Origin of the sequence: Paeniglutamicibacter psychrophenolicus (assembly GCF_030812255.1) — a bacterium.
Lineage (GTDB): Bacteria > Actinomycetota > Actinomycetes > Actinomycetales > Micrococcaceae > Paeniglutamicibacter > Paeniglutamicibacter psychrophenolicus_A.
Genome location: NZ_JAUSSH010000002.1, coordinates 255,366 through 280,333, shown reverse-complemented (window position 1 = coordinate 280,333; position 24,968 = coordinate 255,366). Strand labels below are relative to the sequence as shown.

The 24,968-nt window shown below is 65.4% G+C and carries 21 protein-coding genes and 1 pseudogene; 15 read left to right on the top strand and 7 right to left on the bottom strand.

The window, feature by feature from the left end; genetic code table 11:
- Positions 1 to 69: 69 nt before the first annotated feature.
- Complete coding sequence (locus J2T21_RS04350; RefSeq protein ID WP_307578863.1) at positions 70 to 2,820, top strand: helix-turn-helix transcriptional regulator; 2,751 nt, start codon at positions 70 to 72, stop codon at positions 2,818 to 2,820.
- Between the two features lie 127 nt (positions 2,821 to 2,947).
- Here J2T21_RS04350 and J2T21_RS04345 read toward each other — a convergent pair whose 3' ends face one another.
- On the bottom strand, positions 2,948 to 3,724 hold the full coding sequence (locus tag J2T21_RS04345; RefSeq protein WP_373457889.1) for an IclR family transcriptional regulator: 777 nt from the start codon (positions 3,722 to 3,724) through the stop codon (positions 2,948 to 2,950).
- A gap of 151 nt (positions 3,725 to 3,875) precedes the next feature.
- Between J2T21_RS04345 and J2T21_RS04340 the strand changes: the two genes are divergently transcribed.
- From J2T21_RS04340 to J2T21_RS04330, 3 genes are read left to right on the top strand one after another with little or no spacing between them, the layout of a single operon-like run.
- The gene (locus J2T21_RS04340) at positions 3,876 to 4,580 is read left to right on the top strand and encodes a CoA transferase subunit A (RefSeq protein ID WP_307578861.1); all 705 of its coding nucleotides are present in this window, start codon (positions 3,876 to 3,878) and stop codon (positions 4,578 to 4,580) included.
- Positions 4,581 to 4,585: 5 nt separating this feature from the next.
- On the top strand, positions 4,586 to 5,236 hold the full coding sequence (locus J2T21_RS04335) for a CoA transferase subunit B (protein ID WP_307578859.1): 651 nt from the start codon (positions 4,586 to 4,588) through the stop codon (positions 5,234 to 5,236).
- A complete protein-coding gene (locus J2T21_RS04330) occupies positions 5,233 to 6,402 on the top strand; it encodes an acetyl-CoA C-acyltransferase (protein ID WP_307578857.1) in 1,170 nt (389 codons plus the stop codon). The genes J2T21_RS04335 and J2T21_RS04330 overlap by 4 nt, the downstream gene beginning before the upstream one ends.
- Positions 6,403 to 6,498: 96 nt before the next feature.
- Here J2T21_RS04330 and J2T21_RS04325 read toward each other — a convergent pair whose 3' ends face one another.
- Both J2T21_RS04325 and J2T21_RS04320 read right to left on the bottom strand, forming a co-directional pair.
- Complete coding sequence (locus tag J2T21_RS04325; RefSeq protein WP_307578855.1) at positions 6,499 to 6,780, bottom strand: HigA family addiction module antitoxin; 282 nt, start codon at positions 6,778 to 6,780, stop codon at positions 6,499 to 6,501.
- 12 nt (positions 6,781 to 6,792) lie between these two features.
- Complete coding sequence (locus J2T21_RS04320) at positions 6,793 to 7,071, bottom strand: type II toxin-antitoxin system RelE/ParE family toxin (RefSeq protein ID WP_307578854.1); 279 nt, start codon at positions 7,069 to 7,071, stop codon at positions 6,793 to 6,795.
- Positions 7,072 to 7,290: 219 nt separating this feature from the next.
- Here J2T21_RS04320 and J2T21_RS04315 point away from each other — a divergent pair, with 219 nt between their 5' ends.
- From J2T21_RS04315 to J2T21_RS04295, 5 genes are read left to right on the top strand one after another with little or no spacing between them, the layout of a single operon-like run.
- Complete coding sequence (locus J2T21_RS04315; protein WP_307578852.1) at positions 7,291 to 7,941, top strand: TetR/AcrR family transcriptional regulator; 651 nt, start codon at positions 7,291 to 7,293, stop codon at positions 7,939 to 7,941.
- 39 nt (positions 7,942 to 7,980) lie between these two features.
- A complete protein-coding gene (locus tag J2T21_RS04310; RefSeq protein WP_307578850.1) occupies positions 7,981 to 9,591 on the top strand; it encodes a carboxyl transferase domain-containing protein in 1,611 nt (536 codons plus the stop codon).
- Between the two features lie 58 nt (positions 9,592 to 9,649).
- Positions 9,650 to 11,731, top strand: a complete 2,082-nt coding sequence (locus J2T21_RS04305; protein WP_307579547.1) for an ATP-binding protein — start codon at positions 9,650 to 9,652, stop codon at positions 11,729 to 11,731.
- A complete protein-coding gene (locus J2T21_RS04300) occupies positions 11,728 to 12,243 on the top strand; it encodes a MaoC family dehydratase (protein ID WP_307578848.1) in 516 nt (171 codons plus the stop codon). Before J2T21_RS04305 ends, J2T21_RS04300 begins: the two co-directional genes overlap by 4 nt.
- A gap of 2 nt (positions 12,244 to 12,245) precedes the next feature.
- Complete coding sequence (locus J2T21_RS04295; protein ID WP_307578846.1) at positions 12,246 to 13,070, top strand: HpcH/HpaI aldolase/citrate lyase family protein; 825 nt, start codon at positions 12,246 to 12,248, stop codon at positions 13,068 to 13,070.
- A gap of 94 nt (positions 13,071 to 13,164) precedes the next feature.
- Here the strand turns inward: J2T21_RS04295 and J2T21_RS04290 are convergent, their stop codons facing one another.
- Positions 13,165 to 14,220 carry a zinc-dependent alcohol dehydrogenase family protein gene (locus J2T21_RS04290; RefSeq protein WP_307578844.1) on the bottom strand — a complete coding sequence of 352 codons (1,056 nt, stop codon included), beginning with the start codon at positions 14,218 to 14,220 and terminating at the stop codon, positions 13,165 to 13,167.
- Between the two features lie 333 nt (positions 14,221 to 14,553).
- Between J2T21_RS04290 and J2T21_RS04285 the strand changes: the two genes are divergently transcribed.
- The gene (locus J2T21_RS04285) at positions 14,554 to 15,909 is read left to right on the top strand and encodes a D-serine ammonia-lyase (RefSeq protein ID WP_307578842.1); all 1,356 of its coding nucleotides are present in this window, start codon (positions 14,554 to 14,556) and stop codon (positions 15,907 to 15,909) included.
- 428 nt (positions 15,910 to 16,337) lie between these two features.
- Here the strand turns inward: J2T21_RS04285 and J2T21_RS04280 are convergent, their stop codons facing one another.
- On the bottom strand, positions 16,338 to 17,633 hold the full coding sequence (locus tag J2T21_RS04280) for an Nramp family divalent metal transporter (protein WP_307578839.1): 1,296 nt from the start codon (positions 17,631 to 17,633) through the stop codon (positions 16,338 to 16,340).
- Positions 17,634 to 17,820: 187 nt separating this feature from the next.
- Here J2T21_RS04280 and J2T21_RS04275 point away from each other — a divergent pair, with 187 nt between their 5' ends.
- The 4 genes and pseudogenes from J2T21_RS04275 (at position 17,821) to J2T21_RS04260 (ending at position 21,239) form a co-directional block, all read left to right on the top strand.
- Positions 17,821 to 18,486, top strand: coding sequence for a GntR family transcriptional regulator (locus tag J2T21_RS04275; RefSeq protein WP_209906672.1), 666 nt, complete (start codon positions 17,821 to 17,823; stop codon positions 18,484 to 18,486).
- Positions 18,487 to 18,530: 44 nt separating this feature from the next.
- Positions 18,531 to 19,373 carry an urea carboxylase-associated family protein gene (locus J2T21_RS04270; RefSeq protein WP_307578837.1) on the top strand — a complete coding sequence of 281 codons (843 nt, stop codon included), beginning with the start codon at positions 18,531 to 18,533 and terminating at the stop codon, positions 19,371 to 19,373.
- 281 nt (positions 19,374 to 19,654) lie between these two features.
- Positions 19,655 to 20,795 (top strand): annotated as a pseudogene (locus J2T21_RS04265) (Tn3 family transposase); the annotation flags it as partial.
- Positions 20,796 to 20,846: 51 nt separating this feature from the next.
- Positions 20,847 to 21,239 (top strand): VOC family protein, encoded by a 393-nt coding sequence (locus J2T21_RS04260; RefSeq protein ID WP_307578835.1) that lies wholly within the window; start codon positions 20,847 to 20,849, stop codon positions 21,237 to 21,239.
- Positions 21,240 to 21,314: 75 nt separating this feature from the next.
- Here J2T21_RS04260 and J2T21_RS04255 read toward each other — a convergent pair whose 3' ends face one another.
- A complete protein-coding gene (locus J2T21_RS04255) occupies positions 21,315 to 22,520 on the bottom strand; it encodes a glycerophosphodiester phosphodiesterase family protein (RefSeq protein WP_307578833.1) in 1,206 nt (401 codons plus the stop codon).
- A gap of 363 nt (positions 22,521 to 22,883) precedes the next feature.
- On the opposite strand from J2T21_RS04255, the gene J2T21_RS04250 reads away from it, so the two are divergent.
- Positions 22,884 to 24,065, top strand: coding sequence for an FAD-dependent oxidoreductase (locus J2T21_RS04250; protein ID WP_307578830.1), 1,182 nt, complete (start codon positions 22,884 to 22,886; stop codon positions 24,063 to 24,065).
- Here J2T21_RS04250 and J2T21_RS04245 read toward each other — a convergent pair.
- A complete protein-coding gene (locus J2T21_RS04245; RefSeq protein ID WP_307578828.1) occupies positions 24,062 to 24,859 on the bottom strand; it encodes an IclR family transcriptional regulator domain-containing protein in 798 nt (265 codons plus the stop codon). The genes J2T21_RS04250 and J2T21_RS04245 overlap by 4 nt on opposite strands.
- Positions 24,860 to 24,968: the final 109 nt, after the last annotated feature.

Sequence of the window (24,968 nt, the reverse complement as noted above, 5' to 3'; positions counted from 1 at the left end):
GTATTTCCGGTCGAATCCATCCTGCAGTCGCAAGTTGGGTGGGCGACGTGCATCGAGGAGAGCCAGCAAATGCCTCTGGGCCCGCCAACTGCGGCTACGAAATTCCAGCCGCCAACCCCGGTGATGAGCTGGGTGGAGCGCAAGCGCCTAACCGCTTCTCTTGCTGCAGGTGGCAACAAGCGGCTGGCTCTCCTGCATGGCCCTGCCGGGTACGGGAAGTCAACGCTTGCCGCCCAGTGGGTGGCCGAGCTCGCCCACGCCGACTTTGCCGTTGCCTGGTTTTCCTTGGACAAGGACGACAACAACACTATTTGGTTCATGTCGCATTTGATCGAGTCCCTGCTCAAGGCCGGAGCGGAACTGGATCCACAGCTGCTCCAACTTCTCCAGGAGCGCCCCGATGATGCGGAGAAGTATGTGGTTCCCTCGATCATCAACGCCTTAGCCGAAAGTGGGCGTTCTACCGTCATTGCACTCGACGACTGGCACCGCATCCTCGACCCTCGCACCCTCGCGGTACTTGAACGATTGCTGGACGAGGGACCGGAGAGCCTCCGATTTGTGATCACCAGTCGCACCCGCAATGGGCTCCCCTTGGGGCGCCTGCGTGTCCGCGACCAGCTGGTTGAGGTGGATGCGACGTCACTGCGTTTCGACCACCGCGAAAGCTGGCAGCTGCTCGTGGGAATCAACCGACTTGAGCTCACCAACGATGACATCGACTCCCTCCTTGAATCAACGGACGGGTGGGCCGCCGCACTGCAATTGACCTCCCTGTCATTACGCGGGCAAAGCGACGTTTCCGGAATCGTGCGGAAGATTTCCGGCAGGCACCAGGCCATCGGCGAATACCTTGCGGAGAACGTCCTGGACACCTTGGAACCCGAGGTCCTGGATTTCCTGCTCAGCACCTCCATCACGGAACGGACCTGCGCCGATCTTGCCGCCACCCTTTCCGGCGTCCGGCGCGGCCAGGCCATGCTCGAGGAGGTCCAGGCCCGCGACCTTTTTCTGCAGCCCTTGGACGTGGACGGATCCTGGTATCGTTACCACCACCTTTTCGTGGAGTATCTGAGGAAGAGGCTCGAGCGTGACGAACCCGATCGGGTTGCCGAGCTCCACCGAAAAGCGGCACATTGGTATGCCGAGCACAACCACACCAGCGAGGCCGTCGACCACGCCCTGACTGCCGGAGATATCGAGTTTGCTGTTGACGTCGTCGAGTCCGACGCAATGCTCAAGGTCGAACACTCCCAAATGTCGACGCTGCTCGCCATGGTGGAGAAGCTGCCGGCCTCCCGCGTCGAACCAAGGCCAAGACTCCAGATGGCAATTGCCTGGGCCAATTGCCTGTTGCACTTCCCGAAAGAATCCCGCATCGCCCTCGAGCAGGCTGAGATCTTGTTGGGGCCGGATAGCGGGCTGGGGACCGAGGATCAGGAAGAACTGAGGCTGGAAGCCTTGGTAGTCCGTCGTTGCCTTGAAATGTACGCGGACCAGATAGTACCCACCAATGATTTGAGGGTGTTGGTACTCGAGTCGACAAAACCATTGCGGCCCTGGATCGTTTCGGTTGCGGCCAACATTGTCACCTATGCAGAACTTCAAAAGGGGAGCTTCGCTGCGGCATTGGCCACGCAGGATGCGGCCCGCATGGCTCACGACCAAACCTCGGGTCCCTTCAGCGAGGTTTACGGCCACTGTTTTGCCGGTCTTGCCGCATTCGCCCAATTGGATATCGACACCGCCCAACGGCATCTGGAAGATGCCCTGGAGTTGGGACGCCGCTCCGCCGGCCGACAGTCGCATGCCGCCAAGTTGGCCGGTGGGCTGCTTGGGGAACTGTTGTATTTGCGCGGTGCCTTTGGCGAAGCGGAAAAGTTGCTTGTCGAAGCCCAGGAATTGGGCGCCCACGCAGGTGTGGCTGACTTCATGATGGCCACCTACAGCACACTTGCCAGGCTACGGGTCTTGCGGGGTGATGTGGAAGGGGCCACCCAGGCCATCGAGGCTGGTGAAAAGATTGCGGCGGCCTTGGATCTTCCGCGGCTGTCCACCCGGCTCATGGCCGACAGGGCCAATCTGGGCTTCCCGTGGCAAGACGACGGCCGAACCGCGTTCGCCTACCCACACATCACCGATGCAGCGGACGACTCCCGGGAACTTGCAACCCTTGCATCCATGCTGCTCTCCGGCCGGCCCGGTAGTGCAACAACCACAGCGGCTCTTGCCGTGAAGTTGTTGGCTCGTCGCCGGGCGCATGGAAACGAGTACGAGATTCTGTATGCCCGGTTGGCACTGGCAGAAGCGTTGCAGGCAGCGGGGCATCAAGAAGAGGCCGAGGCGGAATTCAAGGACGTCCTGGTCATTTCCCACAGCTTGGATCTGCCCATGGTGCTGGTCGAGCGCCGGCAGAATTGCCGCGAGCTTCTCCGCTCGCTATCGGGCGCTGTGGAATCGGGGGCGTGGGTTCCCAACGACACAGCAGCGATCCATGCCTTCATTGGACGAATCCTGGAACTTGGAAAAATCTTCGGACGGGACGGAGGAGGTGCAGTTGCGGTGGCCCATGACTTCACGGAGCCGGCAACTGCAGCATTGGTGCCGGGCAGGCGAGGTGCTCCGGTGCTTTCCGAAAGGGAACAGGAAATCCTGACCCTGGTTGAGCGCGGCCTCTCGAACCGGGAAATCGCCCAGGCTCTGTACATTGGTATCAACACGGTCAAGTGGTACCTCAAGAGCCTGTTCGTCACTTTTGGCGTGTCCAACCGCCAGCAATGCGTTGATGCCGCCCGCGAATTCCAGCTCCTGGATCAGTAGGCGGTCCGGCGTCCCTTGATGCGCGCAGCCGATAGAACCCTATTGACCAACCACTGCAGAAGGAATTTTCTGAGCAACACTCAGCGACCATGCCGTCTGCTACATCCCGCGAAATAAAGTGGAACAACTACAATCGCTCGCCGCGCAACTCCTTGCTCAGCTCGTGCGCATGGTGCAGCAGCAGCCGACCCATCTCGGGGCGGCGTTCGGGCGAGAACCGCGATTCCACGCCCGTCAGGCTCAATGCCCAGGCTGGCTGTCCGGCGGCATCAAAGACCGCCGCGCCCATTCCCCAGCTTCCCTCCACGATCAGCGCGGGATTCTCTGCCCAGCCGCGCTCCCGCGTCTCGGCGATGCGCCGGCGCAACGGCTCGGGCGCGTGGTCGTTCCCATGCTCGGTCGCCAGGTCCCGGCCTTCCAGGTAACGCTCAATGGTCTTTTCGGGCAGGAACGACAGGATCGCCAACCCTGCGGAGGCCACGCCGAGCGGGAAGCGCTTGCCCTCATAGAGCACGAAGGATCGAATCGGGAATGCCCCGTCGGCCCGCAGCAGGCAGACCGTCTCATCACCTCGGCGCACCGAGAGAAACGCGCTTTCACCCGTGGCGTCGGCCAACGCGGCGACATGGGGACGGGCGATGTCGGTGATGTCGTAACGTTCGGCCGCCACGGTCCCCATCAGATACATTTCCGGGCCCAGCAGCCACAAGCCCTCCCTGTTGTCGTGGTCGCAAAAACCCTCGGCAGTCAGTGCCGCGAGCAGGCGGTGCACGGTGGGCCGCGCCAGGCCGGTGCCTCGGGCCACCTCGGCGGTGGAGACGCCCCTGGGCATCGCGGTGCTGACGGCACGCAGCACCGCCGCCATCCTGCCCACCACCTGGGCGCCGGGAAACGAATTATTCATGTTCATATTATGGACAGGATTCATCCAATCAGCCACCCATCGAGCAATGCAGGTCACATTGACTCGACCCGTTGACCGATTTAACACCGAATCATTACAGTAGGGCCAAGACACCGCATCAATCCACATCGTGGACGACATAAGGAGAACCATGGCAACGAAAGTCATCGGCGACGCCGCTGCGGCGCTGGCCGCAACCGTGCGCGACGGCATGACCATCGCGGTGGGCGGTTTTGGGCTCAGTGGAATCCCCACCCGCCTGATCACCGCCCTCCGAGACTCGGGCGCCACCGGGCTGACCATCGTCTCGAACAACATGGGCGTGGATGGCAAGGGTCTGGGAATCCTGCTGGAAAACAAGCAGGTCTCCAAGGTCCTGGCCTCCTATGTGGGCGAGAACAAGCTCTTCGCCCAGCAGTTCCTGGACAACGAGCTCGAGGTCGAGTTCGTCCCCCAGGGCACGCTGGCCGAGCGCCTGCGCGCCGGCGGCGCCGGCATCCCCGCCTTCTACACGCCCACCGGCGTGGGCACCCCGGTGGCCGAGGGCAAGGAAACCATGGAATTCGATGGCCGGACCGCCATCTTGGAACGCGGCATCGTTGCCGACATCTCCCTGGTCCGGGCCCACGAGGCAGACCGCGAGGGAAACCTGCGCTACCGGATGACCGCACGGAACTTCAACCCGCTGGTTGCCGCCGCAGGCCGCATCACCTTTGCCGAGGTCGAAACCATCCACGAGGAGTACCTGGACCCGTCGCTCGTGGACACCCCGGGCATCTTCGTGCAGCACGTCGTGCAGACCGACGGAACCAAGGACATCGAACAGCGGACCGTGCGCGTCCGCCAGGAGGCATAGAAACCATGTGGACACGCGATGAAATGGCAGCAATTGCCGCCAGCGAACTGACCGACGGCCAATACGTGAACCTGGGCATCGGGATCCCGACCCTGGTGGCCAACAACCTGCCCGAGGGCGTGCACGTCACCCTGCAGTCCGAGAACGGGCTGCTGGGCATGGGCCCCTTCCCCTACGAGGGCGAAGAGGACGCAGATTTGATCAACGCCGGCAAGCAGACCGTCACCCTGCTGCCCGGCGGCAGCTACTTCGACTCGGCGACTTCCTTCGGCATGATCCGCGGCGGGCACGTGGCAACCGCGATCCTCGGTGCCCTGCAGGTTGCCGCCAACGGGGACCTGGCCAACTGGACCATCCCCGGCAAGCTCGTCAAGGGCATGGGCGGCGCCATGGACCTGGTCGCCGGCACCCCGCGCGTCATCGTCATCACCGACCACGTCGCCAAGGACGGGTCCCCCAAGATCGTCGAGACCTGTGACCTGCCGCTGACCGGGGTCGGCGTGGTGGATCGAATCATCACCGACCGCGCCGTGTTCGACGTGGTTGATTCCGCCCTGGTGCTGCGGGCCATGGCGCCCGGCATCACCATCGCATCCCTCACCGAGGCCACCGGGGCCGCTTTCACCGTAGACCTTCAGGAAGAAGCAGCAGCATGAGCGCATTGATCGCCGGGTACGCCCGCACCCCGTTTGCCCGCTTCAACGGGGCCTTCGCCACCGTCCCCGGCACGGCACTGGGGGCCCACGCGGCCGCCGCCGCCCTCGAGCGCGCCGGAATCCCCGCCGAGGACGTCCAGCGGGTCTTCGCCGGACAGGTGCTGCAGGCCGGTGCCGGGCAGAACCCGGCACGCCAGTCCGCCGTGGGGGCCGGCATCGGCTTCAACGTCCCGGCCCTGACGCTGAACGCGGTGTGCCTTTCGGGCACCGAGGCCGTCGTGGCGGGCACCCGCATGATCGACGCCGGCGAGGCCGACGTGGTGGTCGCCATCGGGCAGGAGTCCATGTCGCTGGCACCCCACGTACAGCGCGCCCGCGCAGGAACCAAGTACGGTGCCATCGAAATGATCGACACCCTGGAATTCGACGGGCTCACCGACGCCTTCGAGGCCCGCTCCATGGGCTCCTCCACCGAGGACGGCAACACCGCCATGGGCATCAAGCGCGCCGAGCAGGACGCCTTCTCCGCCCGCTCGCACCAGCTGGCAGCAGCCGCCGCCGACTTCCACGCCGGGGAAATCGCACCGTTCACCATCTCCTCCCGGCGCGGGGACACCGTGGTCTCCGCCGATGACGGCATCCGCGCCGACACCACCGCCGAATCCCTGGGCAAGCTGCGCCCGGCCTTCTCCAAGGACGGCACCATCACCGCCGGCAACGCCTCGCAGATCACCGACGGCGCCGCCGCCCTGGTGCTGGTCAGCAAGGCCGCCGCGGAACGCCTGGGAATCACCCCGATTGCCGAGATCGTCTCCCACGCGTTGGTGGCAGGTCCGGACGTGCTGCTGCACGAGCAGCCGGCCAACGCCATCCTGGCTGCGCTCGAGGGCACCGGCATTGCGCCGGCGGACCTGAAGGCCGTGGAAATCAACGAGGCCTTCGCCGCCGTGGGCGTGCGCTCCACCGCGAAGCTCGGCATCGATCCGGAAATCGTGAACCCCAAGGGCGGGGCCATTGCCCTGGGCCACCCGATCGGCGCCTCGGGCGCACGCATCATCGGCACCCTGGCCCGCCAGCTGGCCGAGCTCGGTGCCGGCTCCGTGGGCGCCACCGGCATCTGCGGCGGCGGCGGGCAGGGCAGCGCAGTTATCTTGCGGGCACTGTAGGCCAAACAGCATCGGGTGTCGCTGGGACATCCGTCAAACACGGGCACTCTCCACATCACTCAAGAGGCGTGGAAGGTGCCCGTGTTTTCATGCAATTCAGGCAGCGTCAAGCGGCTTCACAAGGTGCGTCTTGCCTTCCAGCTCCCGAGCGAGGTCATAGTTCACCTGCATGACGAGCCAGCCCCGGGCTGTACCGGTTCCGGCAAGTTCCAACCTGACGGCCAGATTCGGGCTGATGCCGGCACGACCGTTGACTACTCTGCTCAGGGTCACGCGAGCGACACCTAACCTGAGCGCGGCTTCCGCAACGGTGAGGCCAAGTCCGGCGATCACGTCCTCGCGAATGATCTCACCCGGGTGTGGTGGGTTCTTCATCATGGTGCTGTTCCTTCAGTGGTAGTCCTGATAGCCAACGAGTTCGACGTCTTGCCCAAGAAATCGGAATGTCACACGCCAGTTGCCGTTGACCCAGATCGAGAAGTGTCCGGCAAGGTCACCCTTAAGCTCATGGGTGCGGAACGAGGGAATGGCAAGGTCAGCTGGCGTCTGCGCAACATCGAGTACACCCAAGATGCGGACGAGTTTTGCCGCATGCGCGGGCTGGACACCCTTGTTGGAATTGTCGCGATAGAGCGCTTCCAGCCCCTTATGCCGGAAACTGACGATCATAACAGATTGTATCGCGTGTCGACTCACGACACAAGATATCTGCCGCCGGCCCTGCCTCCACCGAAGCGCGACACGGGTGCGAGCACTGTGCAGCCAGCTTCGGAGCCCCACGCATTTCCCAATCAAGTGATTGACAGTGTGCCGCATCACGGTGTTTGCTATAGACAGAGAGTCAATCGGTTGATTGACTCCGGCGTTATCTCGGCAATGGAGAACATGGTGAACATCGGGAAGGTCCAGCAGGCGGCCGTCATGCTCTTCGCCCGGCAGGGTTTCGCCGCCACCGGCATCCGCGAACTGGGGGCCGCCGCCGGCATCAACTCGGCCACGCTCTACCACTACGCCGGGAGCAAGGAAGATCTGCTGGTGCAGGTCATGCGCGGCTGCCTGGAGGAAATGATCTCCTCCGGATCCCACGCACTTCGCATCAGCGCCGAACCGACCATCCAATTGGCGGCCCTGGTCTCCTCCCATATCGGTTTCACCGCCGCCAATCCACTGACCGCGCGCGTGGCCGAGTACGAAATGCGCGCACTCTCCGCGGCAAACCGCACCTCCATGCAGCAGCTGCGCGACGACTACGAGTCCTTCTTCGCCCAGGTGGTCGAACGCGGCCTGCGCGTCGGGGACTTCGCCACGGAGGACGCCACCATGGCCCGTCTGGCCCTGATGGAAATGGGGACCGGTGTGGCCCACTGGTACCGCCCCGACGGACGACTGCCGCTGGCCGATGTCCAGCACAACTTCGTCACCATGGCCTGCAAGATCCTCTCCGCCGACCCCTCCATGCTCGAGGGCATCGACTTCATCCGCCCACCGGTGCACCTCGTCAGCGAACCGCCGGGAATCCCCGTTGCCTCCGCCCACTGACATGCCACCCCCAAACTTTTCAGCGTCGAAAGAGGATCCATGGAAGCCCTGTCCAGCACGATTGACACGACCGGCCCCGCGTTCCTGAAGAACGCGGCCGAACAAACCCTGCTCGTTGCCGAACTGCGCGAGCGCCTGGCACGCGCCGCACTGGGCGGATCGGAAAAGTCACGCCAGCGCCATCTGGACCGCGGGAAGCTCCTGCCGCGCGACCGCGTCAACACCCTGCTCGACGAGGGCTCCCCCTTCCTCGAAATTGCACCGCTCGCGGCCGAGGACATGTACGGCGGGGACTGCCCCGGGGCCGGCATGATCGCCGGAATCGGGTTGGTGCACGGACGCCACGTCCTGGTGATCTCCAACGACGCCACCGTCAAGGGCGGCACCTACTTCCCGATGACCGTGAAGAAGCACCTGCGTGCCCAGGAAATCGCGATGGATAACGGGCTGCCCTGCGTGTATCTCGTGGATTCCGGCGGTGCCTTCCTGCCCATGCAGGACGAAGTCTTCCCCGACCGCGACCACTTCGGGCGCATCTTCTACAACCAGGCCAACCTCTCCGCGGCCAAGATCCCGCAAATCGCCGCGGTGCTGGGCTCCTGCACCGCGGGAGGCGCCTACGTCCCGGCCATGAGCGACGAAACGGTCATCGTCCGCAACCAGGGCACCATCTTCCTGGGCGGACCACCCCTGGTGAAGGCCGCCATCGGCGAAATCGTCACCGCCGAGGAACTGGGAGGCGGCAACCTGCACGCCAAGACCTCCGGCGTCGTCGACCACCTGGCCGAAAACGACGCGCACGCCCTGCAGATCGTCCGCAACATCATCGAAACCCTGCCGCCCACCCCTGCCCCGGCCTGGGACATCGCCGAGCAGGTCGCCGAGCCGCTCGAAGACCCGGCAGAGCTCTACGGCACGGTGCCCACCGACGTGAACGCCCCCTACGACGTCCGCGAGGTCATCGCCCGGGTCGTGGACGGCAGCGAATTCCACGAATTCAAGGCCAACTACGGCACCACATTGGTCACCGGCTTCGCCCGCATCCACGGGCACAAGGTCGGCATCATCGCCAACAACGGCGTGCTCTTCTCCGAATCCGCGCTCAAGGGAGCCCACTTCATCGAGCTCTGCGACCAGCGCGGCATCCCGTTGGTGTTCCTGCAGAACCTTGCAGGGTTCATGGTGGGCCGCGACTACGAGGCCGACGGCATCGCCAAGCACGGCGCCAAGATGGTCACCGCCGTGGCCACCGCCCGGGTCCCCAAGTTCACCGTCGTCATCGGCGGGTCCTTCGGCGCCGGCAACTACTCGATGTGCGGGCGCGCATACTCGCCGCGCTTCCTGTGGATGTGGCCGGCGGCCCGGATCTCGGTCATGGGCGGCAACCAGGCCTCCAGCGTGCTGGCGACCGTGAAGCGCGACCAGCTCGAGGGCTCTGGAGACACCTGGAGCTCCGAGGACGAGGAAGCCTTCAAGGCGCCGATCAAGGAACAGTACGAAGCCCAGGGCAACCCCTACTACTCCACCGCCCGGCTCTGGGACGACGGGGTCATCGATCCGCAAGACACCCGCCGGGTGCTCGGCATGGCCCTTGATGTCGCCTCCCGCCAACCGCTGCCGGAGACCTCCTTCGGCGTCTTCCGCATGTAAGTGGTCCCACGCTGCCTTCTTTCCTCCCCCAAGATCACTTGTTTCCAGATAAGGACCAATCGTGACGAACAAACTTTTTGACACGGTGCTCGTGGCCAACCGCGGGGAGATCGCCGTCCGGGTGATCCGCTCCCTCAAGACCCTGGGCATCCGCTCCGTCGCCGTCTACTCGGACGCCGATGCCGGTGCCCTCCACGTGGCCGAGGCCGACGTTGCCGTGCGCATCGGGCCAGGGGCGGCCACCGAAAGCTACCTCAGCATCCCCGCGATCCTTCAGGCCTGCCGCCGCTCCGGCGCCCAGGCCGTGCACCCGGGCTACGGGTTCCTGGCCGAGAACGTCGACTTCGCCCGCGCCCTGGAGGATGCCGGACTCACCTTCATCGGGCCCGATGCCTACTCCATCAACCTCATGGGCGACAAGATCCGCTCCAAGAACCACGTCTCCTCCCACGGCGTCCCGGTGGTCCCGGGCATCGCCAAGGCCGGGCTGGACAACGGGGAACTCACGGCCGCCGCGGCCGAGGTCGGGTTCCCGCTGCTGATCAAGCCCTCGGCCGGAGGCGGCGGCAAAGGCATGTTCGTTGTCGAATCCGCCACCGAGCTGCCCGAGGCCCTGGCCAGTGCCCGCCGCACCGCGGCCAGCGCCTTCGGGGATGACACGCTCTTCCTCGAACGCCTGGTGCGCAACCCCCGGCACATCGAGGTCCAGGTCCTGGCCGACAAGCACGGCAACACCGTGCACCTCGGCGAGCGCGAATGCTCCCTGCAGCGCCGCCACCAGAAGGTCATCGAGGAAGCCCCGGCCCCGCTGCTGGAAAACCATGCCGAAGGCGAACGCATCCGCGCCGAGATCGGTGCCGCGGCCGTGGCCGCCGCGGAATCGGTGGACTACGTGGGTGCCGGAACCGTGGAGTTCCTGGTCAGCGACGAGAAGCCCGACGAATTCTTCTTCATGGAAATGAACACCCGCCTGCAGGTCGAGCACCCGGTCACCGAGGAAGTCGTTCGCATCAACGGCCGGCGCATCGACCTGGCGCAATGGCAGGTGCGCATCGCCGCCGGCGAGCAACTGGACTTCACCCAGGATGAGGTTCAACTGCACGGCCACGCCACCGAGGCACGCGTCTACGCCGAGGACCCCGCACACGACTTCATGCCCTCCATCGGGACCGTCCTGGCTCTCACCGAGGCCACCGGCCAACACATCCGCGTCGACTCCTCGCTGCGCGAGGGGCTGGAGGTTTCCTCCTTCTACGATCCGATGGTTTCCAAGGTCATCGCCTGGGGTACGGACCGCGCAGACTCCCTGGCACGCCTTGATGCGGCCCTGGCCTCCACCGTGATCCTGGGGGTGCTGACCAACATCGAGTACCTGCGCCTGCTCATCACCGATACGGACGTGGCCGCTGGGCACCTGGACACCAACCTCATTGGCCGCAAGATGCCGGACATGGCGTTTCGGGCACTCTCCGATGAGGAGCTGACCCTGGCCGCACATCTCTCCCGTGAACCCGTTGGGGCCATGGACGGCCCCTGGCAGCGGGCGGACGGCTGGCGGCTGGGCGCCCACGCGGGCACCACCCTGGAATTCGAGGTCGACCAGCAGATCCGCTCGCTCACCCACCTCCGCGCCGGCAGCGGCTCCGTGATCACCATCGAAGGAACCGAGTTCCTCGTGGAGGCCGCCGGCCCGGGCCGCCTCTCCGTGAACGGGCTGGCGCACCGCCTGTCGACGGCCCGCTCCGCCGACGGCACCATCTGGCTGAGCCACGACGGGTGGAGCGCCGGTGTGCGCCCGTTGGACCGCACCGAGGTGCTCACCCGCGAGTTGGCAGCCTTGGACCGCGGAGCCGGAGCCCTCTCCCCGGAGGTCCGCTCCCCCATGCCCGGAACCGTCATCGCAGTGAAGGTCCACGACGGGGAACAGGTGGCGGCCGGGCAAATCCTGGCCACCATCGAGGCCATGAAGATGGAACACCAGATGCTCTCGCCCGGCGACGGGGTGGTGACCATGAGCCACCTGAAGGCCGGGGACCTGGTCAAGGCCAACCAGCTCATTGCCACGGTCCAGATCGAGGACGCAGACCCCGGGAACACCGACACAGATGTCCCCCTCACCGATCTGGAGCACAGCGCATGAGCACCCCCACCCCCGAACGCATCGAACAGCGCGGCTTCTACCTCGACGAACTGCGCGAGGGCGTCATCTACGCCCACCGTCCCGGCCGCACGCTCACCGAAACCGACAACGTCCTGTTCACCTCGCTGACCATGAACAACCAGGGTCTGCACCTGGATGCGGCCTGGAGCGCCACCCAGCCCTTCGGGCAGCGACTGATGAATTCGCTGTTCACGCTCGGAACGATGATCGGGCAGTCGGTGCCGCAGATGACCGAGGGAACCATCATCGGCCAGCTGGGCATCGACGGGGTGAAGTTCCCGCACCCGATGTTCCACGGCGACACCCTCTACACCGAAACCGAGGTCACCGACATCCGGCTTTCGAAGTCCCGGCCGGGGCAGGGCATCGTCACCATGAAGCACACCGGACGGAACCAGGACGGCGTCGTGGTGGCCACCGCCACCCGCACCTGCATGATGTGGACCAGGGACGCCCACGCGGCATCCATGAACCCCAGCGAAGAGGACTAGTCATGGAAAGCTTCACCATGGGCCCGGCAATCCTGTTCTGCCCGGCGGACCGCCCCGACCGCTATGCCAAGGCGCTCGAACGCGCCGACGCGGTGATCCTGGATCTCGAGGATGCGGTGGCCGCGGGCAACAAACAATCCGCCCGGCGGGCCCTGGTCAAGAACCCGCTGGATCCGGAACGCACCATCGTGCGGGTGAACCCGGTCGGCACCGAGGACTTCGCCGAGGACCTGGCAGCCATCGAGCAGACCGCGTACCGCACCATCATGCTGGCCAAGACCGAAACCCCCGGGAACCTGGCCGCCGTCGCCGGATTCAATGTGGTCGCCTTGTGCGAAACGGCCCTGGGGATCCTCAACGCGCCGAAGATCGCCGCCGCGGACAACGTCGTGGCGCTGATGTGGGGCGCCGAGGACCTCGTGGCCTCCCTGGGCGGATCCTCCTCCCGCAAGGCCTCGGGCACCTATCGGGACGTGTCACGGCATGCGCGGTCCCAGGTGCTGCTGGCCGCCGGCGCGTACGGCAAGACGGCCATCGACTCGGTCTACATCGACATCCCCGATCTTGCCGGGTTGCTCGGCGAAACCGTTGACGCCGCGGCCTCGGGCTTCGGGGCCAAGGCCTCGATCCACCCGAGCCAGATGTCCGTCATCCGCCAGGCTTTCGCTCCATCCGCCGAGGAGGTCGAACGGGCCACGCGCATCCTCGCCGCGGCGAAGGACGCCGCCGGAGTCTTTACCTTCGAAGGCCAGATGGTGGACGAGCCGCTGCTGCGCCATGCGCGGGCGGTGCTGGCCAGGTCCGTGGACACGCCGGCGGATTCGTAGCCGCCTGTCCCGCTCCAAACGCCACGGGGTGCGGAGCGGCCGCATGCAGCGGCTGGTCCACACCCCGTGGAGGCAGTGCCCGGTGGACATTTCCTCAGGCGTTGAGCATGACCTTCAACGCCTTGGTCTCGGCGGCCCGGGAGAAGGTGTCGTAGGCGGCCTCGATGTCGTGCAGCTTGAAGGTGTGGCTGACGAACCTGTCGACCGCGAGCTTCTTTTGCGCGACCAGCTTGAGCAGCGTGGCCGTCGTATTGGTGTTCACCAGACCCATGGTGAGGGTGATATTGGAGATCCACAGGCGGTCGATCGGCAGGTCCACGCTCTTGCCGTGCACGCCCACGTTGGCCACGTGTCCGCCGGGCCTGACCATGTCAAGAACCATGCCAAAGGTCTGCGGGATGCCCACGGCCTCGATGGCGACATCCACCCCCAGGCCGTCGGTCAGGGCCAGCACCTGTTCCTTCCAGTCCGGATCCGTTGACAAGACCCCGTCGGTGGCGCCAAAGGCCTTGGCTTCTTCCAGGCGGTTGGCATCAACATCGATCGCGATGACGCGCGAGGGGCCGTACAGCTGTGCCGTGGTGAGGGCCGCAAGCCCCACCGGGCCCACCCCGACCACGGCAACCACGTCACCGGCCTTGACGGCGCCGTATTGGACACCGATTTCGTGGCCCGTGGGCAGGATGTCGGAAAGCAGCGTGCCTTCCTGGGCGCTGACCCCCTCGGGCATCTTGTGGACGGAGGTTTCGGCGTAGGGAACACGCACGAATTCGGCCTGGGTGCCGTCGATCAAATGTCCAAAGATCCAGCCGATCCCCGAGGCGCCCTCCTCTCCCAGACAGTGGGAGAACAGTCCCTTCTTGCAGTAGTCGCAACGGCCGCACGCGGAAACGCACGAGAGGATGACCCGGTCCCCCACGGAAAGGTTTGTCACCGCGGAACCGACTTCGGTGATGGTTCCCACCCCTTCATGGCCAAGGATCCGCCCGGGGGTCACCGCCGGAACGTCCCCCTTGAGAATGTGCAGGTCCGTGCCGCAGATGGTGGTGGTTTCGATCTTGACGATCACGTCGGTGGGTTCCTGGATTTGGGGATCCGGCACTTCGTCCCAGGATTTCTGGTTTGGTCCATGGTAAACAAGGGCTTTCACAATTTTTCCTTACGCTCGGTCAAAACTGAAGCAATGCTTGCCGCCATCGGGGGGGGGCGACAGCGTCGGTACCCGATGGCGACTGCAGTGTAACCCGCCGGTGGCGCGACTGCTTGTGTAGAACCTCCCCCACTTGGGCGTCTTCGCTTCGGCACGATCCGCGCGGATCCACACGCGCCCCCGCCACCTGCGGGGAACACCGTTGGGCAGCTGTTGCCCGCGCGGAGTCGGCACCGCGTCGGCGGGCGCGCACCCGGCCAACTCGCCGGTAGCGCGTCGGTGCCCTAGATTTGGTAGCTGAACACCCTCCCGCCTGTGAAAAGAGCCGCCGCGATGACCCAGCTTCCCGACTTCGAGCAACTGCTCACCGATCCCGTGGTGGCAGCCCTGGCCCGGGCCGAGGAAACCGCCTGGTTCAGCGATCACCCCACACCAACCGCCGCGGGAATCGAGGCTTCCGGCATCGATCCGGCCATCATCGAAGATGCCCGGGCGCGTTTTGACCGCTTCGCCCCGTGGTTCGCCGAGCGCTTCGAAGACACCCGCCCCACCCACGGCATCCTGGAATCCCCGCTGGTCGGCATCCCGGACATGCAGGCCGAACTGTCCGCCCGCTACGGCACCGAACTGCCGGGCAAGCTCTGGCTAAAGCGCGACGACTTGCTGCCGGTCAGCGGCTCCATCAAGGCCCGCGGCGGCATCCACGAGGTGCTCCAGGTCGCCGAGCGCATCGCCACCGAGGCCGGACTGATGGCCGAGACCGACGACGCCCGGGTGCTGATGACCCCCGAGGCCCGGGAACTGCTCTCGGCGCACGGCATCGCCGTGGGCTCCACCGGAAACCTGGGCCTGTCCATCGGCATCGTCGCCTCCGAGCTGGGTTTCAACACCACCGTGCACATGTCCATGGACGCCCGCACCTGGAAGAAGGAACTGCTGCGCGCCCGCGGGGTCACCGTCGTGGAGCACAAGGGCAACTTCTCCGACGCCGTCGCGGCCGGGCGCCGCACCGCAGCGGAGGACCCCAGTGTCTGGTTCGTCGACGACGAATCCTCGCTGAGCCTCTTCGCCGGCTACTCCGTCGCCGGCGCCCGCCTGACCGGGCAGCTGGCCTCGCTGGAGGTCACCGTGGATGAGCACCACCCGCTGATCGTCCACCTGCCCTGCGGGGTCGGCGGCGGCCCGGGCGGGGTGACCTTCGGGCTGAAGCAGGCGTTCGGGGACGCGGTGCACTGCATCTTCGTCGAACCCACCCACGCCCCCTGCATGTCCCTGGGTGTGCGCACCGGGCTGCACGATGCCATCTCCGTGGCGGACATCGGCCTGGACGGACTCACCGCCGCGGACGGCCTGGCCGTGGGCCGCCCCTCGCGCCTGGTCGGCGAGCACCTGCAGCAGCTGATCGACGGCTACGTGACCGTCACCGATGAGCGCATGAAGGCCTTCCAGGGATTGCTGCACGACACCGAGGACATCGACGTGGAACCCAGCGCCGCGGCGGGCTTTGCCGGACCGTGGACGATGCTCACCGACGCTTCCTACCGCGCCGCGTTCGGGCTCGACGATACGGCACTGGCCAACGCGACCCACATCGTCTGGGCCACCGGCGGGTCCATGGTCCCCGCCGCGGAGATGGCGGGCTACGTGGCCGAGGGCCAGGCGCTCTCCGCCACGGTGGCCTGGCGCTAGACGCCCTGCGGGCCGGTAGATTGGGCCCATGGAGATCTTCGCAAGCCGGGTGCTGTTGCGGCCCGTGGACCTGCCGGCCACGCAGGCGTTCTAGGGGTGGCTTCTGAAAAGTCGAATATCCGGCCTCTGTGCGATTTTTCGCCGAAGTGTGCAGCCGTGGAACAGTACTCGGTCCGGTTTGTAGCAGTGGTTTGGGTAGCAAAAGGAGCAGCGTTGCGCGTTTACCCTAGACTTCGGGGTTGGCATTCACGGTGGAGACCGCAGCGCCACCACAAAGCAGGGGTGCACCCAAACGATGCACCCCTACTCGTGCTGCTCTATCTAACGCTTCGCCACGATCGACAGGATTCGGGCATTTCCTCATGATCCTTTATCGAAGGGGAACCGGGAACCCTCCAGCCCCGATCAACCTGGTGGAAGACTGCGGTCTACCCCCACAATCCGACCAGGTCCCCAAGCTGGTAGCCCGCCAGACCAGTGACAATGAGGCAAATGATCCAGCCAAAGACGTTGGCCAGCGGGCCGTTGCGGTAGGCGCCCATCAGTTGTTTGTTGTTCATCACTACCATCAGGAAGATCGCGATGATCGGGAGCAGCAGGCCGTTGGCTGCCTGCGCGATGATAATCATCTGTACGGGATTAATGCCCGTGACCGCAATCAGTCCGCCAACGATCAAGATGCCGATCCACACGGCGCGTGCCGGCGTGCTCCTGAGGTCGGTGCTGCGTCCCAGCGTGCCGCTGATCGCGTAGGCGGCGCCCAGCGGTCCGGCCACGGCGGAAGTAAAGCCGGCCGCGAATAGACCGGCGGCAAAGACCCATGGCGAGGCGTCGCCGAGCAGGGGTTCCAGCGCGCGCGTGAGGTCCTCCCCGGTCTCGGCTGCCAACCCGTTCAGGTACATTGCCCCCATGGCTGTAGCCATGACTGCGAGGGTGATCAGGCCGCCAACCGAGATGGACACCGCGGTATCCACCCGGGATTCCCGGATCGAAGCGCGTGGGTCCAGCTCCCTGCCCCACTTCTCCTGGACCAAACTCGACTGCAAAAACAAGTTGTAGGGAACCACTGTCGTGCCAATCAGGGCGATGGTCGTGAGCATGGCCCCTGATGGCACGGTAGGAATCAACATGCCGGCGAGCATCTCTCCAACGGGCGGACGCACCGCGATGGCAGTGAGCAAGAAGATGCCGCCCAAGATGACCACCATGATTGTCAGCACGACCTCGATGGCCTTATAGCTCCCGGTCCACAGCAGCGTCCCGATGAACAGGAGCAGGACCACGACCAGTATGCGCATGTCCAGCCCTGTGACGGTGTTGAGCGCCAGGGCCGTTCCCGTGGTGTCCCCGCCCGCGTAGCTGGCCCCGCCGATGCCGATGGCGGCCACAACCAGCACCACCATGATCCCGCGCGCCAGCTTCGAGGCGAACACCGTACGCAGGGCCTCACCCAAACTCAACCGCGTGGCGATTCCCAGTCGCCCGCTCATCTCCTGCAACACGATGGTCGCGATGATCGAAAAAACCACGGCCCAGGCCAGTGTGAACCCATACGAGGCCCCGGTGACGATCGACGTCGTGATTGTCCCAGGCCCAATGAAGGAAGCGGCAATGATCAGGCCGGGACCGAAGCGTGAATGCCGCTTGCCACGATCCTGCTGCAGGGCGGGCCTGACCCTGATTGTCCCGGAGGCCTCCGGTGCTCCTGGCTGCGCTTCCTTCATGATGTTCTCCTCAACAATGGCGGCAATAATCTTGTGATGCCCCACACTATGGATGGTTGAACCATCTGGCAAGAGCATTTCGACAATATCCAGAAATGAGTCCTCAGACCTACACTATTGGAGCGAAAATTGGTCCAAGAATCATTTTCATGCCACTGGAATGGTTGAACCATGTTATCTTCGATACATGATAGAGGACGACGACACCAGTGCTTCCGGCAGGGTTCGTGAGAAGTTGCGCCTGCAGATACTGCGTGGCGAACTGCCCCCGGGCACACGCCTAATGGACCGGGCCCTAGCCCCCGAGCACGGCGTTTCCCGCAACAGCGTCCGGGAGGCACTGCGCCTGCTCGTCAACGACGGGCTGGTCGCCTCAACGGTCAACGCCGGCGCCTCGGTGCGGGTGCTGACACCCGCGGATGTTTCGGACATCTACGCCGCCCGGCGGATCCTTGAGGTCGGTGGGGTTCGGGCCAGCAGTCAAGCAAGCGACGCCACGCTGCGGCGATTGGACGAAGCAGCCCAGGCCAGCATTGAGGATCGGCGCCTGCAGCAGTGGCGCGATGCCGGAACGGCCAGCTTGGCCTTCCACTCGGCGCTCGTCGCCCTGGCCGGGTCTGCCCGACTGGACCGATTCTTCGCCGGCATGGCCGCCCAGCTCCGGCTGGCCTTCGCCGTCATGCCCGATGAAGCGGCGTTCCAAGCGCAGTGGGTTGACCGCGATCGATCCATTGCCGATCTGTTGTTGGCCGGCCGGCGGGAGTCCGCCGAGATCGAACTGCTGGGCTACCTAGCCGATTCCGAGGCGGCCGTCGTCGATGCCGTGCGCGCGGCCCAGCGCAACCACCCCTAGATCCCGCCCGCATCCCAACGTTCACCCCAGTATAAGGAGCCCACATGACCGCTGATCCACGCTTGACCGAAGCCGCCTACCAAGGCACCGCCCTGAAAGTCGACCAGGACTTCTACAAACGCATCGGTGAGCAGACCGAAAAGCGCACCCTGGTGCAGGAATTCACGGTCCAGATCCGCTCCGGGCAGGCGTGGGAAGTGCCTGCCGGCCACGTGTGCAGGATTTCCACCGTTGATGGCCCACAGGTCGGCGACTTGAACCTGTGGAACCTCCATGATCCTCGCGAGCGCTTCTGGGCGGCCCGCACCCGCCAGCTTCAGGCCGCACATCTGAGCACCTATGACCGCCTCTGGTCGACCCTGCCATTCCTGCGACCCATGGCAACCATCGTGGGCGACACCCTCGCCGGATACGGGACCGACGCTGAGGGCGGGCGGTTGCACGACACGCTGGGCACGCGCTGCGACCCCTACGTGTCGCAGATGCTCAACGACGTGAGCTTCGACTACCACTGCCACTCCAACCTCGTGCGTGCGGTCCTCCCGTTCGGATTGACCGAGTTCGACGTGCACGACGTGCTCAATGTCTTCCAGTGCACCGGCCTCAACGACCGGGACGAGTACTTCATGAAGACATGTCCCGCCCAGCCGGGGGACCACTTCGAGTTCTTCGCCGAGCAGGACCTGCTCGTCGCCCTCTCGACCTGCCCCGGCGGCGATCTGTCCCAGCCCATGTTTGGCTCCGACAATGAGGACCCCGTGGAGAACTGCCACCCACTGAACGTGTCGGTCTACGCCCTCGACGAGGACTTGACCAACGGGTGGACCGAACCCACTTCCCCGCGCTACCTGGGAGCCCACGGGTTGCGCGCCAAGACCTGGAGCTAAACCGCTTCCAGGAGCACCGCCGTCGTGCTCAACGGGCTTTGAAGGCGACCTAGACCAGGTTGCCGCAAATGCCACCGAGCACGACGGCGATCTCCGGACCCATGCCGGTTGACGACTGCCTCAACGTGGAACGGAAAACTGTGAGAATTCCGGAGAACGCCTGGAGATCACCGGCAGACAATGAGCTACACAATATGCCATCAGTGACCAGTGCGTCCTTGAAGTGGGCGGCTTAATAATTCATCGAAAATACAACGCTAAGGTCCTCGCTAACGGTCCTCGACGATGCATCCACGCCATTCATCCGTTCTCGGTGAAAACAGTTGGTTCTCGCCGAGAACGGCATTGACCGTGAGTCATACGAGTTTTGTGCCCTGGCGGAGCTCAAGAACGCGCTTCGGTTCGGAGACATGACGGGTCACAGGCTCTAGGCAATTCGGCGACTTCGATGATAACTTGCTGGCGGACACCGATTGCTCGGCCATGAAGAACGCCGGAGAACAGCCCCTGCTCACGGTGAATGGTGGCGAAGGAGTTCTCAATACCGCCTCGCCCTGCTCAGCGAACTTCTGCACCAAGTCAACTCTTTTGCCTCCCCTGATGAACAGCCCGGGGTGCTGTTCACTGCCATAGGCGTGAAAATCACCTCGTTCGAGTGGATCGTGCCGCAACAGGTGCAGCCCTTGGTCGACCGGACTTACGCCATGATCCCGCGGATACGAATCACCGACCTATTGATGAAAGCAGACGGTGGACGGGCTTCACCCGCGATTTCACGAACTTCAAATCCGGTCAACCTTCCTAGGACAAACAGCTCCTTCCCACTGCCATCTTGTCCAATGGAATCAACCTGAGCCTGACCAAGGTGTCCGAGTCATGCACCGGCGTCACTTACGCCCAACTGGACCGCCAGCAGGCCTCCCCTATTCGGGATGAAACCTACAGTGCCGCCCGGGCCTAGCTGGTCAATACCCGGCACACACTCTTTCGCAACGAGCTGGAGCGACGGAGCCCCCTCTTCCTCGGACGGGCAGTGCTTCCGTGCCGGCAGCCATACCGATTCCACCGGGCATGTGAACTTGAAAAAAAGGGGTCGACCCGGACGGAAGGTCAACACCCACGTCTCGGAGAAATATCCGCCCTTCCACAGCAAACTCAACAACGTCGGGGACCGCGACGCGACCTACGTCTTGGACAGGCTGCTGTATCACGAGTCCGACCTGACGGTCCAGGAGCATTACACCGGTACGGCAGGTTTACCGACCCCTCTTCGCCCTCATGCACCTGCTCGGATACCGGTTCGCGCCTCGGATCCGCAACATCGGCGATACCCGCCTCCACGCACCTACCAATGCGCCAAGTCCTGCTACCTTGGCGCCGCTGTTCGTGGGCACCAACAAGATCAACCTCGGCAAACACTGGCCGGCAAGGTTTCCTGGCGCTAGGCAGCACTCCCACAGGTAGATTGGGCCCATGGAGATCCTCTCAAGCCGCGTGCTGCTGCGCCCCGTGGACCTGCCGGGCACGCAGGCGTTCTACCGCGACGTGCTGGGGCTGGCCATCGCCCGGGAGTTCGGCACCGCCGGGCACCGCGGCGTGGTGTTCTTCCTGGGCAACGGTCTGCTGGAGGTGGCGGGCAATCGCGGGGCAGACGAGCCGTCCTCGCTGGTGCTCTGGCTGCAGGTCCGGGACGTGCAGGCCGAGCTCCTGCGACTGGCCGGGCGCGGAGTCACGATCGATCGGGAGGCCCGAACCGAACCCTGGGGACTGATCGAGGGGTGGATCCAGGACCCCGACGGGACGAAGATCGTGCTGGTGCAGGTCCCGGAGGATCACCCGATCCGCCGGGACGTGCGCGAGCCATGACGCCAAGGGCAGTGCCCACCCGTAGAGCGATGGGGGTGGGCACTGCCGTTTGGGGGCTTGCGGGGCAAGCCGGTTCTAGTTGGCGAAGGTGTCCAGCAGGCGGCCCTTGGCGTCCCAGAGGCCCAGCGAGTCGCCGCCGTTGTTCAGGACTGCGGTGTCGCCGCCCAGGTAGAACGCCTCGGCGCTGTTGGTTCCCGGTCCCGAGAACACCCGCAGCTCGGCACCCGGCGTTAGCTTGAATCCCTCGCCGACGCGCAGGATGTTGTTGGCGGCGTCGCGCAGCACGTAGCCGCTGACATCGATGGTGCGGTTGCCCGTGTTGGCCAGCACGACGTGCTCACCGGTTTCCGGCTGCAGGTCGTTGCCCGGCACGTCGTTGACCGAGTCGGCGATGATGATCCCGTTGTTGGAGGGGAACACCTTCCTGCCGTCCAGGTGGCGGTCCATCTGCTGCGGGAAGTCGCCGGTGATGCGCTCGACGCCCAATTCCAGGGAAGCGTCCGCGGCCTCGGCGGAGTTCACGGTGTAGACGCCGAGGCCCAGCCCGGCTTCCTTGACCCGCGCGGCGCCGGCGGCATCCAGGGTTCGGTAGCTGGTGCCGAAGGAATCGGCGTAGGTCGCGTAGTCGGCCAGGACCTCGGCCCCTGGGACTGTGCCGGTCAGCTGCTGCAAGGGAACCTCCGGAGCCAGGTCGGCGAAGATCTTGTTGGATGCCGCGTCGAAGCCCAGGACCTCGATCTTCCCGGTCTGCTCCAGCTCGCTCCACTCGGGGTCGTTGGCCAGCGCCTCGGCGACAACCTGCTCGACGCCCGGGGACTTGGCCGGGGACTTGATCTCGATGAACACTCCGGCCTCCCCGGTGAGCACGTCGGCCACCGCGTCGAAGTGCGGGATCTTCTCTCCGGCGAAGCCAGCCGAGAAGTAGGAGCCGGCGTCGAGGAGCTGCAGCTCGTTCCAGGTGAAGGACGTGATCGGGTCGTTGACCCGGTCGGGGAAGACATCTGCGACGTTGGTGGTGCGGGCCGCGGTGTCGTCGTGGAAGATGAACGGGACGCCGTCGCTGGTCAGCTGCACGTCGATCTCGACGAAGTCGGCACCGGACCGGCTGCCGGCCTTGATGGCGGCCAGGGTGTTCTCCGGCGCGACGCCGGCGGCGCCGCGGTGGCCGATCAGGATCGGGGCCGGTTCTTCGGGGGTGGTCGGTGCGGCGAGGGCCGGGCTGGCCAGCCCGGCGAGCATGCAGGCGGCCAGGGTTCCAAGCGTGAGGGTGCGAAACTTCATGATGGGGATCCTTCGGTGTCGGGAACGGACACCCTCCACCTTGCTGTGCCGGGAAGACCTGCACGAAAATCCAAGGTGAACCGGCGGTGATCAGCCGAGGTACAACACCACCGGGCATCCGCAGGCGGGGAAGGTTCGGGTTCGTGAAACATGAAAACCCGTTGGCCGCACCTCGGCCCACCTGGATCGGAACCCAAGAAACCGCGTTCCCCCGGCGGTTTTCAACCGACCGGCCAGGGCATGGAATGTGTCTTGGCATCCCCTGGGCCCGGTTCACCGAACGACATCTCGGCGGCAAGATCCGAGCGTTGGGCGATCCCCTGCATAGACTCGAACGAGGTTTTTCCTGAAGGGACACAAGACATGGTTGCACGGTTGGACACGGTCGTCGTTGGCGGCGGGGCGATGGGATCGGCCACCGCGTGGGCGTTGGCCACCCGCGGCCGCGAGGTCACGCTGCTCGAACAGTTCGAGCCCGGGCATGCGTTGGGTGCTTCCCACGGCACCACGCGGAACCTGAATCCCGGCTACCGGGACCCCGTGTACGTCTCGATGCTCGTCGAGGCCCTCGAGCTATGGGAACGGCTCGGCGCCCAGAGCGGCGAGGCCCAGATAGCCCGCACCGGGATCGTCAACCACGGAGCCCCCGCGGAACAGGGTCGGGTGCTCGCCGCGCTCTCGGAGGCCGGTATCCGCGCCGAGGAGCTCTCCGCGGCGCAGGCGACCGAGCGCTGGAGCGGCATCCGCTTCGCCGGCCCCGCGCTGCACATGCCCGACGGCGGGCAGCTGAACCCCGACCTCGCTTTGCCGAGCTTCCAGCGCGTGGCCACCGGGCACGGTGCACGGATCCGCCACGGGGTGCGCGTGGTTGAGATGAAGGTTCTCGGGGACAAGCAGGTTTCCCTGACCCTGGAATCCGCCGCCGGCGCCGAAACCATTGAGGCCCGAAACGTCGTGGTCACCGCGGGCGCATGGACAAGATACCTGCTGCCCGGCTCGGTGCGGTTGCCTGCCCTGCGCGTCACCCAGGAACAACCGGTGCACTTCGCCCCGCTGGATGCGGACACCGTGTGGCCGGGCTTCAACCACACCCTGGTTCCCGGCTCCCCCGGATTCGAGCACGCCTATTCACCGGTCTACGGAATGTCCACGCCGGGCGAGGGGATCAAGGCCGGTTGGCACGGGACGGGAGCGCCGACGCACCCCGATGCGCGCAGCTTCGCCTCCGAGCCGAAGCAGTTGCGTGCCCTGCAGGACTATGCGCGAAAGTGGCTGCCCGGAGTCGACGCCGATTCCTTCACCGAGCTCAGCTGCACCTACACCAACACCCCGGACGAGGACTTCATCCTGGACCGCATCGGCCCGATCACCATCGGTGCCGGGTTCTCCGGCCACGGGTTCAAGTTCACCCCCGTGATCGGGCGGATCCTGGCGGATCTGGCCTCCGGAAGCGGTCCGGCCCCGGCGAAGTTCGCCGCCGGGCGCACGATCGGCGATTCGGTGCTCTCTCCCGCGTTCGCCGGGAACCCGGCCGGTTCCCTCTAGCGGCTCGCGGCCAGCGCGGCCTGGACCTGCGCCGCGGCCTGCTGCAGCGCAGGAAGCACCGCATCGGCGGCTTCCTGCGCGCCGGTGTGCGACGCCGGGCCCACGCTCATGGACACGTTCATGGCAGCGGCGATGCTGCCGTCGGGGCTGAACACCGGGACGGCAACCGAGCGCAGCCCGATCTCCAGTTCCTGGTCCACGATCGCGTAGCCCTGGGCGCGCACGCGTTCGAGTTCCGCCCGCAGCTCCGCCACGGTGCCGATGCCGTGCCCGGTCGGGCTCGACATGCCGCCTTCCAGCAGTCTTTCCAGCACCCCGGGCGCCTGATAGGCCAGCAGCACCCGGCCCATCGAGGTGTTGGTCGCCGGGAACCTGGTGCCCACCGAGATTCCCACGCGCATGATCGAGCGGGTGTGCACCCGGGCGATGTAGAGGATCTGGGCGCCTTCGAGCACCGAGGCGGAGGCCGACTCGTGGACCTGCGAGGAGAGTTCCTCGAGCACCGGTTCCATCAGCTGGGGCAGGGTGGCGCTGGAGAGGTAGGAGTAGCCCAGCTGCAGGACCTTGGAGGTGAGTTCGAAGAACTTGCCGTCCGAACGCACGTAGCCGAGCTCCTGCAGGGTGAGCAGGAAGCGGCGGGCCGTGGCCCGGGAGAGGTTCACGCGCTTGGCGACCTCGCTCAGGGTCATCGAGGGGTGCTCGGCGTCGAAGGCGCAGATGACGTCCAGGCCGCGGGCCAGGGACTGGACCGAGGTCGAACCGCCCGCGGACGGGGTGCCGGTTTCCTGGCTCATCTGTTTGTGCTCCTACGCGGTGTTGCCGATATATAGCTGTGCCCGCGCGTGCATGTGCGCGGGCGACGGGGTGCGGCCGACGGGAAAACCCGCAAGCCGCACCCACCAA

Excerpts from the sequence above, each read along its gene's own strand:
- J2T21_RS04350 (WP_307578863.1), top strand. The coding sequence starts at position 70 with ATGCCTCTGGGCCCGCCAACTGCGGCTACGAAATTCCAGCCGCCAACC.
- J2T21_RS04345 (WP_373457889.1), bottom strand. The coding sequence starts at position 3,724 with ATGAATAATTCGTTTCCCGGCGCCCAGGTGGTGGGCAGGATGGCGGCG.
- J2T21_RS04340 (WP_307578861.1), top strand. The coding sequence starts at position 3,876 with ATGGCAACGAAAGTCATCGGCGACGCCGCTGCGGCGCTGGCCGCAACC.
- J2T21_RS04335 (WP_307578859.1), top strand. The coding sequence starts at position 4,586 with ATGTGGACACGCGATGAAATGGCAGCAATTGCCGCCAGCGAACTGACC.
- J2T21_RS04330 (WP_307578857.1), top strand. The coding sequence starts at position 5,233 with ATGAGCGCATTGATCGCCGGGTACGCCCGCACCCCGTTTGCCCGCTTC.
- J2T21_RS04325 (WP_307578855.1), bottom strand. The coding sequence starts at position 6,780 with ATGATGAAGAACCCACCACACCCGGGTGAGATCATTCGCGAGGACGTG.
- J2T21_RS04320 (WP_307578854.1), bottom strand. The coding sequence starts at position 7,071 with ATGATCGTCAGTTTCCGGCATAAGGGGCTGGAAGCGCTCTATCGCGAC.
- J2T21_RS04310 (WP_307578850.1), top strand. The coding sequence starts at position 7,981 with ATGGAAGCCCTGTCCAGCACGATTGACACGACCGGCCCCGCGTTCCTG.
- J2T21_RS04300 (WP_307578848.1), top strand. The coding sequence starts at position 11,728 with ATGAGCACCCCCACCCCCGAACGCATCGAACAGCGCGGCTTCTACCTC.
- J2T21_RS04295 (WP_307578846.1), top strand. The coding sequence starts at position 12,246 with ATGGAAAGCTTCACCATGGGCCCGGCAATCCTGTTCTGCCCGGCGGAC.
- J2T21_RS04285 (WP_307578842.1), top strand. The coding sequence starts at position 14,554 with ATGACCCAGCTTCCCGACTTCGAGCAACTGCTCACCGATCCCGTGGTG.
- J2T21_RS04280 (WP_307578839.1), bottom strand. The coding sequence starts at position 17,633 with ATGAAGGAAGCGCAGCCAGGAGCACCGGAGGCCTCCGGGACAATCAGG.
- J2T21_RS04275 (WP_209906672.1), top strand. The coding sequence starts at position 17,821 with ATGATAGAGGACGACGACACCAGTGCTTCCGGCAGGGTTCGTGAGAAG.
- J2T21_RS04270 (WP_307578837.1), top strand. The coding sequence starts at position 18,531 with ATGACCGCTGATCCACGCTTGACCGAAGCCGCCTACCAAGGCACCGCC.
- J2T21_RS04260 (WP_307578835.1), top strand. The coding sequence starts at position 20,847 with ATGGAGATCCTCTCAAGCCGCGTGCTGCTGCGCCCCGTGGACCTGCCG.
- J2T21_RS04255 (WP_307578833.1), bottom strand. The coding sequence starts at position 22,520 with ATGAAGTTTCGCACCCTCACGCTTGGAACCCTGGCCGCCTGCATGCTC.
- J2T21_RS04250 (WP_307578830.1), top strand. The coding sequence starts at position 22,884 with ATGGTTGCACGGTTGGACACGGTCGTCGTTGGCGGCGGGGCGATGGGA.
- J2T21_RS04245 (WP_307578828.1), bottom strand. The coding sequence starts at position 24,859 with ATGAGCCAGGAAACCGGCACCCCGTCCGCGGGCGGTTCGACCTCGGTC.